Below are 11,715 nucleotides of genomic sequence, written 5' to 3'. Positions count from 1 at the left end.
TGCGGGAGGGCCGGAAAGTAGACGCGCCATCTTGGCGCGTTCTTTGAGCCAACGAAAACCCCAAGAACGCGCCAAGATGGCGCGTCTACTTTGCGGGCGTTCTCGCCGACTTACTTCATTAGCAGCGAAGCGAAGACGAGGCCGGCGGTACGGCAAGGGCGCGCCGCCGGATGCTTTCGTACCGCTGGCGTCCCGCCGGCCTTGTCTTTGGGTGCTCGCCACCGCCCCGAAGAACGCGCCTGGAAGGCGCGTCTACGGTGCGGGCATGCTGCCGGGGTTTGTGGCGTCTGCCGAAGCCGTTCCGACAAGAGACTGCCGCGCTTCGCTCGCAGTGACGGGGGAGGCGCGTGTTTCCGTCATTGCGAACGAAGTGAAGCAATCGCTTGCACGCAGAGCGTCGGCGGGAACGAGACTGCCGCGCTGCGCTCGCAGTGACGGGGGAGACGCGCCGCGCGCCGCAAGAAATGTAGACGCGCCTTCCAGGCGCGTTCTTTGGGTTAACGCATGTCCCAAGAACGCGCCTGGAAGGCGCGTCTACGGTGCGGGCATGCTGCCGGGGTCAATTCCGGGACACCGGGCAGGTGCAAGGCGACAGCCGTGGTGAAAGCCCGGGGCGCGGCAAGCAGCGCCCCTACTGGAGGTGGCCGAGGTCATCGGTCCGACCTCCGGCACGCGACCGTAGGGGCGCTGCTTGCTGCGCCCTCTTCTTCAGCATCATGACGTGCCCCTCCCTCATCACGTCACCCATCAGTCCGGTCGTTTCCCGACAGGTGTGACCCTTCTCTCTGTCTGATCCCGGGCCTCGGACGTCCCCCTGCGTTGGAACTCCCCCCCTTGAGCGGCTATACTTCGCCCGGTTGTATGCCGCCTGAAGAAGAGGAACGCCGCATGATCCCGCCGCGCCATGCCCCGGCGGTCCCTGTGGGGCCGCTGAAAACCTTTGGCCCCGCCAGCCTTGCCGTCTATGAGACCCCGTTCGCCTCGATCCCGGTGCTGCGGGTGTCGGGAACGCCGCGGGAGATGGGGTGGCAGTACGGGTTTCTGGTCGGGGACCGGGTGCGGCGCATCGCGGACATGCTGGTGTCCATTTTCACGGAGGCGGGGCTTCCGGAGTTTGTGGTCCACAACCTTCTGGACAACGCGTGGGCGCGGATGCTCCCGCACACGCCGGAGCGTTTCCTGGAGGAAATCACCGGCATCGCGCAGGGGGCGGCGGAGGCGGGCGTTTCGCTGGCGGAGGAGGACCTGTTCCGCATTGTGGCGGCGACCAACCTCGACCTGTACAAGCGCGACGAGCGCGCCTTTGAGTTTGTCAGCCCCGAGATCCTTGAGATGCTCCAGAATCCCCCGGAGTTGCCGGAGGGCCCTTCCTGCACCATGTTCGCGGTGTGGGGGGCGCGGACGGTGGGGGGCAAGATGTTCTCCGTGCGGAATCTGGACTGGTTGTCGCAGTCGGGCATGCACACGGAGCGCCTGGTCACGGTGTACAGCCCGGCGGACGGCATCCCCTGTGTCACCACGGGCTACGCGGGGGTCATCGGCGCGCTGGCGGGCATGAACGCCCGGGGCATCACGCTCTCCGAGGTGGGGGCGTTCAGCGTGCGCGAGGAGCTGGACGGCACGCCGTGGACGCTCATGGCGCGCCAGCTTCTCGAGGAGTCCGCCTGCCTGGAGGACGCCGTCCGCATCATCGCCTCGGCGCGGCACACCATCGGCTACAACTACCTCATCGCCGACGGCGACCCGGAGAACTACGGCACGGCGGCGTTCCAGCCCCGTGCGGCGGCGTTCGAGACCAACCACGAGGTCTGCGAGGTTTTCCTCGACAACGACCCGAAGGAGGCCGCCGCCGTCTGGCAGGCCCCGGACGGGCGCGAAACGCCCTACGGCCTGCCCCTGACGGAGGCGGTGATGCGGGCGGACACGGCCTTCGGGCCGAAGGCCCGCGCGCTTCAGGCGGCGGACGACGGCCCCGGCGACCCGGAGAACACGGGGAACCCGCTGGGCCGGGACGGCTCGGGCAGCACCTACACCACCTGCCACAAGCCCATGCACGACATGATCCGGGCCTACGAGACGGGGTCGGAATACATTTTTCCCGTGCGGAACACGAAAGTCGTCGAAGCGGGCGCCCCGCGCAGGATCGGCCCGGAGGAGGCCATGACCATCGCGGCCACGGTGGCCCACAATACGGAGATGCTGGCGGAGAACGACTGGAACGTCATGAGCGTGGTGTACGCCCCCACAGACGGCAAGCTGTGGCTCGGGTTTGAGCACCTTCACAAGGACGGCCACTGGACCAACGCCCCGGACAGTGGCTACATGGAGTTCGGCGCGGCGGACCTTTTCGGCTGAGCCGTCGGCGTGCCGGCGCATCCAATAGGAGACTGAGACATGATGACCTGGGTGGGTGTGATTCTGGCGCTGGCCGGGGGAATCCCGGCGGCCATGATGTTCTTCGGCATCGCCCCGGACCTCCTGGAGAAGATTCCCCTGGGCATGACCCCGCTCATCGGCATCGCCGTCATCGGCGTGGGCATCGTCCTGTGGAACCGGCGTCCGGGGAACTAGGGCCGATGAGAAGGGACGAGGACACCCGCAACGGAGAGGGCCCCCTGCTGGTCCGCGCGCTGCGCGGCGACGCGGTGGAGCGCACTCCCGTTTGGCTCATGCGCCAGGCGGGGCGCACCGACCCGGCCTATCTCGCGTTCCGCGAGGCCCATCCCCTGCCCCTTCAGGACCTGTTTTCCAGCGCGGAGGCCGCCGCGCAAATCACCCTGCTGCCCGCGCGCCTGGGCGTGGACGCCCTCATTGTCTTCCAGGACATCCTGACCCCCCTGGGCCCCATGGGCGCGCCATTCCGCTTCGCGCCCGAACCGGTCATTGAGAACCCCCTGGACGGGCCGGAGGCCCTGCTCGCCCTTCGCCCGCTCGACCCCGCCGCCGACATGCCCCATGCGGCGCCGCTCTTCCGTTCGGTGCTCCAGGAGGCCGATGGTCTGCCGGTTCTGGGCTTTGCGGGCGCGCCGCTCACCCTGCTGGCCTTTCTCGCCGAGGGCCGGGGCTTCCGGGACGGCATCCCGCGCACCCGCGCCCTGCTGTCGGAACACCCCGACGCCGCCGAGGCGGTGCTGGGTGTGCTGGCCGATTCTGTGGCGGCGTGGCTCGGGCACCAGTTCGACTGCGGCGCGGCGGCGGTCCAGCTCTTCGAGTCCGCCGCGCACCTGTTCATGCCGGAGGAGTACCGGCGTTTCGCCCTGCCCTTCCAGCAGCGCGTCTTCGGCGCCCTCCGGGGCCGGGGCACGACCATCCACTTCGCCCATTTCCCCGACGCGGCGCCGCCGCCGCGCCTGCTCGCCGACGCGGGGGCGGACGTCCTCAGCCTGCCCGTCCCACTGTCCGTCGCTGAAGCGCGCGCGGAACTCGGCGCGAACACGGTGGTGCAGGGGAATCTGGACAACCAGCTGCTCGCGTCCGGCCCCCTGGACGCCGTGGACGCGGCGGCGCTGGAGTGCCTGCGCCAGGGCGGCGGCAGGGGCCATGTCTTCAACCTCGGCCACGGCCTGCTCCGGGAAACGCCCCACGAACATGTAGTACACTTGCTCTCCCTGGTGCGCTCCGTGCGGTGGGACCGTTAACACCACCCCTGCCCCACCGGGAACCACCGGCAATGACAAGACAACGGAGGAACATCCAATGGCGCGAGTGGGATTCGGCATCATCGGCTGCGGGAACATCGGCCCCGTGCACGCGGCGGCCATCGCCGCCTCCAAGTCCGCGAAACTGGTCGCGGTCTCCGACGTGTTTGAGCCTGTCGGCCGCCGGCTGGCGGACAAATACGGCGTGGAGCTTTACACCGACTACAACCGCCTGCTGGAGCGGAAGGACATCCAGGCGGTGTGCCTGTGCGTGCCCAGCGGGCTGCGCATGGAGATCGCCGTGGCCTGCGCGCGGGCCGGGAAACACGTGCTGTCGGAGAAGCCCCTCGATGTGACCACGAAACGCATTGACAAGATCATCGCCGCCACGGAAAAGGCGGGGGTCCGGCTCGGTTGCATTTTCCAGAGCCGCTTCGCCGAGGCAAACCGCCTCATCAAGCAGGCCATTGACCAGGGGCGCTTTGGAAAACTGGTGCTCGGCGACGCGTACATCAAGTGGTACCGGTCGCCGGAATACTACGCCAGCGGCGCGTGGCGCGGCACGAAAAAACTGGACGGCGGCGGCGCGCTCATGAACCAGGGCATCCACCAGATTGACCTGCTCCAATGGTTCATGGGCCCCGTGGCGAAGGTGCGGGCGCAGACCACCCGCGCCCTGCATGCCGGACTGGAGGTCGAGGATCTGGCGACGGTCATGCTGGAGTTCAAGAGCGGGGCCTTCGGCGTGATCGAGGGCAGCACCGCCATCTGGCCGGGCCATCCGGCGCGCGTGGAGGTCCACGGCACCGACGGCAGCGCCTATGTCGAGGACGGGGCGATCAAGTTCTGGCAGTTCAAGAAGGCGCGGGCTGTGGACAAGAAAGTGGCGGCCATGATGAACTGCGAGTCCGAGCTGGGCTCCGGCGCGGGCGACCCCCTGAGCAGCCTCAAGATCGGGGGACACCTGCTCCAGATCGAGGACTTCGCCCAGGCCATCCTGAAGGACCGCCCGGCGTACATTGACGGGCGCGAGGGCCGCAACGCCGTCGCGCTCATTGAGGCCATTTACAAATCCGCCGAAACCGGCAAGGCGGTGACACTGTGAGAGCCGCGGGCGCACTTCTGGTCTGGGCCGTTCTTCTCCCCGCCCTTGCGGGGGCCGGGGAAGCCGCGCCGCCTGAACTCCCCCCGCTGCCGGAAAAAATCGCGCAGGTTGGTCAGTACGTCATCACAGGCGAGGAGTTCCAGCGGGATTTGACGATCCGCGCGCGCCAGCTCGCCGCCCGCACGGGCCGTCCGGTGATCCGTGACGGGGCGTTCCGCCGCGAGACGCTGGGCGCGCGGATTGACGCCGTCGTTCTCCAGCAGATCGCCGAGGCCTCGGTTTCCATCGAAGACGCCGCCGTCGAGAAGGAGTTCGCGCGGGCGCGGGCCGGGTTCCCCTCCGAGGAGCGCTTTCAGGAGTGGATGACCCGCACGGGCGTCAATGCGGACACCCTGCGCCGGGAAATCCGGGCACGGCTGGCCATCCGCGCCTATTCCGACCAGAAGACCGCGAACCTTTCCGTGACAGAAGACGAGGTCCGGGCGCACTACGACGCCCTGAGCGCGGAGGGCCTCATGCGCCGCTCCGTTCGGACTGCGGACGTCTCCCACCTCGTGGTGACTGTCAAAGGGGACACCCCGGAGGACTCGCAGCACGCCAAGGAGCGCGCGGAGGCGGCGCGCAGCCGCATTCTGGCGGGCGAGGCCTTCGAGGAGGTCGCCCGGGAGATGAGCGAGGACCCCGCGGTTTCCGAGCATGGCGGGCGTTTTCTTGAGGCGTCGGGCGCCGGCTTCCCGCCGTTGATCGCCGAGAAGATATTCCTTCAGCCCGCCGGTGAGCTGCCCGAGCCCTTCGAGGGGGGCGGCGCGTGGCATCTGCTGCGCGTGGACGGCGTGAACGAGCCGGGGGTGGTCCCCTACGAGAAGGCCTCGGAGCGGCTCCGCGCGGCCGTCCTCGCGCGGAAGAAACAGGAGGTGCTGGAGACCCTGGTGGACTCGGCGAGGAAGGTCACGCACATCGAGGTGTTTTCCGGGGACATGGCCCCCGATGTGAGGCCGCCGCTCCCCGAAAAGAAGGAGGCGCCATGACGGAACGTGTCCTCACCATAGGACTCGTCGGCGCCGGCATGTTCGGCGGCGACGTGCATCTGCGCACCTATGCCCAGCTCCAGCGCGGCGGCCTGCCACCCTGGCTGGGACGTCTCGGGCTGGATGACCGCGCCCGGGAACTGGGCGACATCCGCGTGAATTTCGTCGCCCTCGCCACGAACACCGAGGCCAGCGGCCTGCGCAAGCGGGAGGAGTTCGCCGCGCACGGCCCGGACTTCGCCCTGTACCACGGCGAGACCCCCTGGGTGGACCTTCTGAACGGCTTCCCCGACCTCGACATCCTCGCCGTGGCCACGCCGGACCACCTGCACACGGCGCCCATCCTGGCGGCGCTGGAGCGCGGCGTCCACGTCATCACGGAAAAGCCCATGACGCTGGACGCCAACGAGGCGGACGCGGTGCTCGTGGCGGCGCGGAAGGCCAACCGCATCGTGGGCGTGGACATGCACAAGCGCTACGACCCCGACCACCTGCGCCTGCGCGACGACATCGCAAACCGCATCGGCGACCCGCTCTACGGGCGCGCCGTGCTGGAGGAGCCGCTGTCAGTGTCCACCGGGGCCTTCGCGAAGTGGGCCGGGAAGAGCGACCCCTTCAGCTATGTGGGCTGCCACTGGACCGACCTCTATGTCGCCTACTTCGGCGTCAAGCCCGTGTCCCTCCACGCCGTCGGCCAGAAAAAGAAGCTCCGCCGCGACTTCAACCTGGACGCGTTCGACGCCGTGCAGGTGAAGGTCCAGTTCGACAATGGCATGAGCATTGACTTCATCAACAGCTGGATCCTGCCGGAGGGTTTTGAGGGGCCGGTCAACCAGGAGAGCCAGCTTTTCGGCACCGACGGGCTGGTGGAGTCCGACAGCCAGTACCGGGGCCTGCGCTTTCTGCACCGGGGCGGGGGCATGCGCACGGCCAACACCCACTTCACCCGCGACGTGCCCCGGGAAAGCGGCCCGCCCGCCTATGTCGGCTACGGCGTGGACAGCCTCGTGGTCTGTGTGGAAAAGGTGGCGGAAATGAAGTTCCTGGGGAAAACCCTGGACGAGCTGGCCCCCCACTATCCCAACGCCGAACAGGCCCGCGTCTCCGTGCTCATCGTGCACGCCGCCCGCGAGGTGGTCCGGCGCAACCACGAATACCTGGAAAAGGGCCTCGGCGCGCCCGTGACGGCCATCTTCAACCGGAACGGCATCACGGTCTTCGACCCCTACGCCGGACCGGCGCGCATCTACACCAACCCGGTGTGATCCCCCGGCAAAGAAGAAGCCTCCGCAACGCGTTGCGGAGGCTTTCATTGTCTGAAATGGTGCCCGAGGCGAGACTTGAACTCGCACCCCGTGAGGGACTAGATCCTTAGTCTAGCGTGTCTGCCAATTCCACCACCCGGGCATAAGTTATAAACGCCGCATTATCAAGCGTTTAGAATATGCCGCCCTGTTCTAATTCAACTATCGCCAGTAGTGAATAATGCCCAAGTTTTCGGCCTGTTTTGGCACACTTTTTGGGCACACATTCAACCCGGTCTGTTCAATTGTCGGCGTTCAGTCTACCGTTTCCGCCGTCCCGTGTCAATGTAAAGCGCGCTTTACCCTCCCCGGGTGTCTGGTAACGTCCTAATTTTAGGGTTTTATCAGGCCCTGAAACGGCTGGTGTCACTTGATTTTTACAGGGGGTGTCTGATACACTTTGGACATGTTAGGCTAAGGTAGTACAGAATAGGAGACAGCAAATGTATTTACGGGTTGCCCAAGTCGCCGAAGAACTTCAATGTTCCCCGGTTACAGTTTACCGCTTGGTTGCCTCCGGGCGGCTGGCCGCTGTCCGTCTTGGGCGCGACTTGCGCATATCCCGCGAGGCGCTGGCCGCGCTGGCCGTCGGATTTGAATCCGCCTCCGGGGCTGTAACTCCAGGGGCAAAAAGAAAAGGCCCCGCCAGCTGTAACTAGCGAGGCCAGAATGTCGCCGGGTTCCCTGATTGTGCGTTCCCGGGACGGAGGTAACAAAATGAGTCTAACTGATCACGCCCAAGAAGTCAAGCAGGAAAAAAGGGGTGGCGTGTACGAGTACACGGACCACCCAATCGCGGAACTGTTCCCGCTCATGTCTGACGCCGACCTGGCCGAACTCGCAAAAGACATAAACGAGAACGGCCAGCGCGAGGACATTGTTGTCTACCAGGGGAAAATCCTAGACGGGCGCAACAGATACCGCGCCTGCCTTCTGGCGGACGTGGAACCGCGCGTCACGTCCTACGTTGGCACGCAGCCTGTCCTAGACGTTCTGTCGTGGAACCTTCACCGCCGCCACCTCACCCCCGGACAGCGGGCCGCAATAGCAACAGACGTCTTGCCCCTGCTGGAACCGGAGGCGCGGGAAAGAAAGGTTGAGGGCGCCAAAAAGGGCGCAACAATCGGAGGCAAGGGAAGGCCTGGAAAGACGCCCGATAGGGATAGTGCAAATTTGCACGGAGGCAATCCCGAGACGGAGAGGGAGCACCGCGCCGCAGACGACGCGGCTGCAATGCTGGGTGTGTCCGCCCGCTCTGTCGCCACCGCCAAGAAAATCCAGCAGGAGGCCCCCGAGCTTCTGGAAAAGGTGAGGGCCGGGGAAGTCTCATTGAACGCCGCTGACCAGCAGGTGAAGAAGGCGGAACGAAAGAAAAAAGAGGACGCGCGACCCGTCTATGACTTCCGGGTTCTGGCGATTTACCCCGACTGGAACATGGAGCACAAGACGCTCCGCCGCCTTGAATTTCCAGACACGGAAGAATGCTTCCATGCCTTTGTCGTGGTTCCCAATGAACGCATGAATGACGGGCTTTGCCTGTTTCGTGATTGGTTCGGCGTTCCCCCGTCCTGCATGTTCACTGTTAGGCGCGAGGCCGTGGTGAAGGTGGACGGCGTGTCCACGGACACGGACATTGTTTTCTACGCCCCTATCGGGGCGCCGGAATGGGTCAATGGGGGACCGCAGAGCACCCGAGAGACAGGAGCCCTTTCCGAGTTTTGGCAGAAGGTTGAGTCATGGACGGACGGCCCGCGCGTGTCTGTCGGATTCGAGGCGGAGGGCTTCAAATGTCTGCCGCTGTAATGTCCCAAGATTCAGACCTTTCGCGGATTGTCCGCGCCAGTTTCGCCCCCGCCGAAAGCCAGCCGCCTGTTGAGGCTGAGCGCGCCCTGCTGGGAGCCCTGCTACTCTCCCCGGACCGCGCCTTGCCGGAGGTGCGCGGAATCTTGGAGGCGACAAAGGACCCCTTCGCCGTCGGCCAACACCGCGAGGTCTGGACCGCGATTGTTGACCTTGCCGACTCCGGGAAACCTGTTGACCCCGCCACGGTGACGGAGTACCTCCGGGCGCATGGGGGACCGCTGGCCCCAAATGCCGAGCAGGTGTCCGCCCTGACAGATTCCGCGCCGACCTCATGCCATGCGCCCGCATACGCGCGGGACGTTGCCGCCGCCGCCCGTGCCCGTGACGCCGAACGGACCGCCGCGTTGCTGGCCGGGTGCCTGCGGAACGGAGACACCGCAGACGCCGCCGCGCTGGCCGCGCGCGTGGTGGAACTCACCACCGGGTCCGCAGACGAGGGCCTTGTGCCGTCTGACATTCTCGGCGCGCCGGAACCGCCGGAACCGCTTTTCCGGAACGGTCCACCGCCGGGAACGTTCGGCGTGCTCTTAGGTGACAGTGGCCTCGGGAAGTCTCATTGTGTTCTAACGCTGGCCGTGTCCAGCGCGACAGGCTTCACTGTCTGGCCGAGCTTCGCACCCGCCCGTCCGTTGCGTGTCGCCGTTGTCGCCGCTGAAGATTCGCGCGAGATTGTCCGCAAGCGACTGCTTACCTTGTGCGCATACTCCCGCGTCCCGCAGAACGCTCTCCGCGAGGCGTTCAATGAGGGCCGTCTTGCCGTGTTCAATGACATGGGAACCCTGTTCACTCTGTCGGAAAACGGGGCCGTCGTACAGACTGCGGCATACGAAAAGCTCCGGCAATGGGTGCGCCAGAATAAACCGGACGTGCTTTTTCTTGACCCGCTGGCGTCCATTATGGAGATTCAGGAAAACGACAACGGGAGCATGAACGCCATAGCCCAGGAGCTGGCGCGTCTGGCCGAGTCTACCGGGTGCGCCGTGGTAGTGAGTCACCACGTCAACAAACTTAGTGCCGCAGCCGGAGGCCGTGCCGACCAGCACGCCGCGCGTGGTGGAAGTGCTCTGACATGTCGGTCTCGTTGGGTAGCCCTTCTGGCCCGTGAGGACAGAAAAGGCCTGTTCCTGGGAATCGTGAAAAACAGCTACGGACCCGGTGCGCATGTCGCGCTGGAAAGGACGGAGCACGGCGCGCTTGTTGAGGTGGACACCCGCCGCAACGCCGAACAGGCCGCGCATGAGCTTGTCCAGTGGCTACGCGACAACCCCCGCGCCGCCGTCACGGAATCGGGTATCCGAAACCAGCGCAACGCTGGCCGGGAACTGACAGACGCTTTGGACTGGACACCCGCGCACGCGCTGGAAGCTCTCAAAACCGCCGAAGCTCACCGCCTTGTCCGCAGGGAACAGCGGACACCGGAGGGCGGTGGAAGGGCCTATGAGGCGATTGTTCCCACTGGAACATTCCAGAGCATGGGGGAGGTGGCGGACAATGATTGCCCATTCTGACCCCTATCAGTATAACAATACAGACGGAACGGCGTACGCGGGCCTTAAAGAAACCGCAACCGCATACGACGTGAGAGAGGGAGAAATCCCCCCTAAGAACCCCCCTGTTCCGGAAGGTGCGCAAGAGGTGGCGCACCGTTCCGGAAACGGAAGAGGGCCGGACGGACGAACGCTTTCAGCGTCTCGCCCGTCGGCCCAAGACATGGAGGCAGGCCCCGCCGCCGGGACGCCGGAGGCGTCCGGCTGTCGGGCCGTCCATGACTTCGGTTCCCAGCTTCGGGCCGGAACTCTTGGGCCGTGCCAACTGGCCAGCCTGTTCCGGCAAACGGTCCCGGGATTCATGGAGTACAAGCCCGCCACATTGAGGGAGGATAAAGACGGGGTTGATTACTGGCTGGCCGTCACCGGGGAACCGCGCCTTGTCCCGTGCCAGCTCAAAATCAGGCCGTACAGGAAACGGCTGTCAGACGTTCTGGTGGAGCTTGCGCACATCGGCCCGCGCCGTGTCTGGCCGGGGTGGATTCAGGACCGCCCCGCCCGGGTGTTCCTGTACTACTTGCCGACCCCCAAGAGGTGCCTGTCTGTCAATGGCCACGAGCTTTACGGAGCATGGCGGAAGCACGGCTTGCAATGGGCTGATCACTTCGGGGCCCGTCTGGCGCGGAACGCGGATTACACCACCGTCTCCGTCCCGGTCCCTGTCGCCGAAGTGCGGGCCGCGTGTCCGTCCGCGCGCGTCTTGGAGGTGAGGCTGTGAACAGGGAAACCGAACTCCGCGCCGAAGTCGCCCGCATGGAAGCTGCTGGCCGCCCGTTCTATGAAGTCCGCGCCGTTGTCGCCCAGCTCCGCGCCGAAGTCGCGCGCCGCGTGGAAAAAGAAACCGCCGCAGAGGCCCGTAGAGGCGCGATCACCTCCGAGGCCTTGTCTGTATCCGCTGAAACCCTAAAAACGCCCCAAGGGCCGGAAACAGGCCAGAACGGGCAAGCCGTGAAAGGAAACCACAATGACCCATGCTAACCCCCATTTTGCCGCGCATCCTCCACAACCGAATGACCCGCCGAGGCCGCGCCCCATTGGTAAGCCGACCCCGCCGCCCTCCGGTCTGTTTGGTCTGGACCTTGACGGCGAATTGACCGCCCAGGAGGAAACGGAAAAGTTTCTGCGCCTGCTGCCGTGGTGTGGAATCCATGGCCAGCCGTTCCGACCGCGCCTGTCGCGTGCCCAGTGCCTTGAAGCCGAAGCCAAGATTTTTTTGTGCCGCTGATCATC

General features: G+C 65.7%; 11 protein-coding genes and 1 tRNA gene. 11 read left to right on the top strand and 1 reads right to left on the bottom strand.

The window, feature by feature from the left end; translation table 11 throughout:
• The first annotated feature begins 888 nt into the window (after window positions 1-888).
• The 6 genes from GXY15_07760 to GXY15_07735 are packed head-to-tail and all read left to right on the top strand — an operon-like array spanning window position 889 to window position 7,036.
• Complete coding sequence (locus GXY15_07760; protein ID NLV41109.1) at window positions 889-2,355, top strand: hypothetical protein; 1,467 nt, start codon at window positions 889-891, stop codon at window positions 2,353-2,355.
• 39 nt (window positions 2,356-2,394) lie between these two features.
• The gene (locus GXY15_07755) at window positions 2,395-2,571 is read left to right on the top strand and encodes a hypothetical protein (protein ID NLV41108.1); all 177 of its coding nucleotides are present in this window, start codon (window positions 2,395-2,397) and stop codon (window positions 2,569-2,571) included.
• 5 nt (window positions 2,572-2,576) lie between these two features.
• Window positions 2,577-3,638 carry a uroporphyrinogen decarboxylase gene (locus tag GXY15_07750; GenBank protein ID NLV41107.1) on the top strand — a complete coding sequence of 354 codons (1,062 nt, stop codon included), beginning with the start codon at window positions 2,577-2,579 and terminating at the stop codon, window positions 3,636-3,638.
• Between the two features lie 58 nt (window positions 3,639-3,696).
• Window positions 3,697-4,743 carry a Gfo/Idh/MocA family oxidoreductase gene (locus GXY15_07745; GenBank protein ID NLV41106.1) on the top strand — a complete coding sequence of 349 codons (1,047 nt, stop codon included), beginning with the start codon at window positions 3,697-3,699 and terminating at the stop codon, window positions 4,741-4,743.
• Window positions 4,740-5,771, top strand: a complete 1,032-nt coding sequence (locus GXY15_07740; protein NLV41105.1) for a hypothetical protein — start codon at window positions 4,740-4,742, stop codon at window positions 5,769-5,771. The genes GXY15_07745 and GXY15_07740 overlap by 4 nt, the downstream gene beginning before the upstream one ends.
• Window positions 5,768-7,036, top strand: coding sequence for a Gfo/Idh/MocA family oxidoreductase (locus GXY15_07735; GenBank protein ID NLV41104.1), 1,269 nt, complete (start codon window positions 5,768-5,770; stop codon window positions 7,034-7,036). Before GXY15_07740 ends, GXY15_07735 begins: the two co-directional genes overlap by 4 nt.
• A gap of 57 nt (window positions 7,037-7,093) precedes the next feature.
• Here GXY15_07735 and GXY15_07730 read toward each other — a convergent pair.
• Window positions 7,094-7,178 (bottom strand) — tRNA-Leu (locus GXY15_07730).
• Window positions 7,179-7,518: 340 nt separating this feature from the next.
• On the opposite strand from GXY15_07730, the gene GXY15_07725 reads away from it, so the two are divergent.
• The 5 genes from GXY15_07725 to GXY15_07705 all read left to right on the top strand — a co-directional run bounded on the left by GXY15_07725 (window position 7,519) and on the right by GXY15_07705 (window position 11,710).
• Complete coding sequence (locus GXY15_07725) at window positions 7,519-7,734, top strand: helix-turn-helix domain-containing protein (protein NLV41103.1); 216 nt, start codon at window positions 7,519-7,521, stop codon at window positions 7,732-7,734.
• A gap of 58 nt (window positions 7,735-7,792) precedes the next feature.
• Window positions 7,793-8,878, top strand: a complete 1,086-nt coding sequence (locus tag GXY15_07720; protein ID NLV41102.1) for a hypothetical protein — start codon at window positions 7,793-7,795, stop codon at window positions 8,876-8,878.
• Window positions 8,863-10,446: an AAA family ATPase gene (locus GXY15_07715; protein ID NLV41101.1), complete on the top strand. Its 1,584-nt coding sequence runs from the start codon at window positions 8,863-8,865 to the stop codon at window positions 10,444-10,446. The genes GXY15_07720 and GXY15_07715 overlap by 16 nt, the downstream gene beginning before the upstream one ends.
• A 753-nt stretch (window positions 10,447-11,199) precedes the next feature.
• The gene (locus GXY15_07710; protein NLV41100.1) at window positions 11,200-11,463 is read left to right on the top strand and encodes a hypothetical protein; all 264 of its coding nucleotides are present in this window, start codon (window positions 11,200-11,202) and stop codon (window positions 11,461-11,463) included.
• The gene (locus tag GXY15_07705; GenBank protein NLV41099.1) at window positions 11,450-11,710 is read left to right on the top strand and encodes a hypothetical protein; all 261 of its coding nucleotides are present in this window, start codon (window positions 11,450-11,452) and stop codon (window positions 11,708-11,710) included. The genes GXY15_07710 and GXY15_07705 overlap by 14 nt, the downstream gene beginning before the upstream one ends.
• The last annotated feature ends 5 nt before the right edge of the window (window positions 11,711-11,715 follow it).

This window comes from Candidatus Hydrogenedentota bacterium (genome assembly GCA_012730045.1).
GTDB lineage: Bacteria > Hydrogenedentota > Hydrogenedentia > Hydrogenedentales > CAITNO01 > JAAYBR01.
Note: the sequence above shows the minus strand (reverse complement) of the source record. Positions and strands in the feature narration are given on the sequence as shown.

Coding starts and splice junctions, on each gene's coding strand:
- GXY15_07755 (NLV41108.1), top strand. CDS start 2,395: ATGATGACCTGGGTGGGTGTGATTCTGGCGCTGGCCGGGGGAATCCCG.
- GXY15_07715 (NLV41101.1), top strand. CDS start 8,863: ATGTCTGCCGCTGTAATGTCCCAAGATTCAGACCTTTCGCGGATTGTC.
- GXY15_07720 (NLV41102.1), top strand. CDS start 7,793: ATGAGTCTAACTGATCACGCCCAAGAAGTCAAGCAGGAAAAAAGGGGT.
- GXY15_07725 (NLV41103.1), top strand. CDS start 7,519: ATGTATTTACGGGTTGCCCAAGTCGCCGAAGAACTTCAATGTTCCCCG.
- GXY15_07705 (NLV41099.1), top strand. CDS start 11,450: ATGACCCATGCTAACCCCCATTTTGCCGCGCATCCTCCACAACCGAAT.
- GXY15_07735 (NLV41104.1), top strand. CDS start 5,768: ATGACGGAACGTGTCCTCACCATAGGACTCGTCGGCGCCGGCATGTTC.
- GXY15_07745 (NLV41106.1), top strand. CDS start 3,697: ATGGCGCGAGTGGGATTCGGCATCATCGGCTGCGGGAACATCGGCCCC.
- GXY15_07750 (NLV41107.1), top strand. CDS start 2,577: ATGAGAAGGGACGAGGACACCCGCAACGGAGAGGGCCCCCTGCTGGTC.
- GXY15_07760 (NLV41109.1), top strand. CDS start 889: ATGATCCCGCCGCGCCATGCCCCGGCGGTCCCTGTGGGGCCGCTGAAA.